The organism is Autumnicola psychrophila (assembly GCF_031846645.1).
Lineage (GTDB): Bacteria > Bacteroidota > Bacteroidia > Flavobacteriales > Flavobacteriaceae > Autumnicola > Autumnicola psychrophila.
Genome location: NZ_JAVRHN010000027.1, coordinates 1 through 1,155, shown reverse-complemented (window position 1 = coordinate 1,155; position 1,155 = coordinate 1). Strand labels below are relative to the sequence as shown.

Annotated in this window: 2 protein-coding genes; both read right to left on the bottom strand. The window is 30.0% G+C overall.

What is annotated here, in order from left to right:
* Positions 1-6: 6 nt before the first annotated feature.
* Positions 7-957 carry a Fic family protein gene (locus RM541_RS17345; RefSeq protein ID WP_311501393.1) on the bottom strand — a complete coding sequence of 317 codons (951 nt, stop codon included), beginning with the start codon at positions 955-957 and terminating at the stop codon, positions 7-9.
* A gap of 9 nt (positions 958-966) precedes the next feature.
* Positions 967-1,155, bottom strand: a 189-nt coding sequence (locus RM541_RS17340; RefSeq protein WP_311501392.1) for a hypothetical protein, incomplete at its 5' end; no start/stop codon positions are given.

Sequence of the window (1,155 nt, the reverse complement as noted above, 5' to 3'; positions counted from 1 at the left end):
CAGTAGTTATAATTTGTACTTTGTTTTGTTTTTCTCTCCTATTTTTTGAAATAAGTTTAATTCCACTCCTTTTTTTAGATCTCTACTGGCAGTTGCTCCTGAAATATCTTTAAATATTTCCATATAATCTTTTCTTGTAAACTCTCTTTTATTTAATGAAACAAAATATTCAAGCCTATCTTTTTCTGTAAATCTACGTTGGTTAAAATCTAATAACTTATTTAATGATATTTCAATTACATTAAGCATATATTCAATAAATGATGTAGAATTTCCTGCTTTGTCACTTTTTGATAAGGCCGCGTAATATTTTTCTTGGTCTTTGCTTATTAAAGTCTCAAAAGGTATATATTCAAAAATTGGATATTTTTCCATTAAAATTAGGGTTTGCCACAGCCGTCCCATTCTACCATTACCATCTAAAAAAGGATGAATGAATTCCATTTCATAATGAAAAACACAACTTTTAATAAGTTCTATTTCTTCTGATTTCTTCAAATAATCAAATAAATCTTTCATTAAAAAAGGGACATTTTGATGCGGCGGAGCAAAGTGTTCTACCTCTGAACCCTTCATTATTCCAACACCTTGTTTTCTATATTTCCCGGCATCTTCAATTAGATTTTTCATTAAATGTTTATGACATTTCAAAAATGATTTCTCATCAAAGGCATTGTAATTTTCCAGATGCTCATAAATTTCTATTGCATTGAGAACTTCTTTCACATCCTTTTTAGGACCAATTATTCTTTTATGTTCTAGAAGCGCAGTTATTTGTTCTTCAGTAAGGGTATTTCCTTCTATTTTTAAAGAGGAATGAATTGTTCTAATCTTATTTTCTTTTCTAAGCTTAGGAGAAGGTTTATTAAGATAATTGGCATTAATAGCACCAATTTTTTCGGAAATTGAAGTAAGGGATTTTAGAATAGTTGGAGTAATCTCGTATGGCGGTTTCATTTGATACTATCATTTGATATTATCAAAAGTAAACTCATTTTTTACCAAATGAAAGAAAATTGTTGTTTTTATAATTGGGTACAACGTATCATATAAAAACTGTGCGCGGGCGAGCGTGATTTTCCGCAGGAAAATTACGCGCAGCAAGCACGTACGGAGTTTCGAATTGGCACAGGTTTTAGCATTGTTTTTATACAG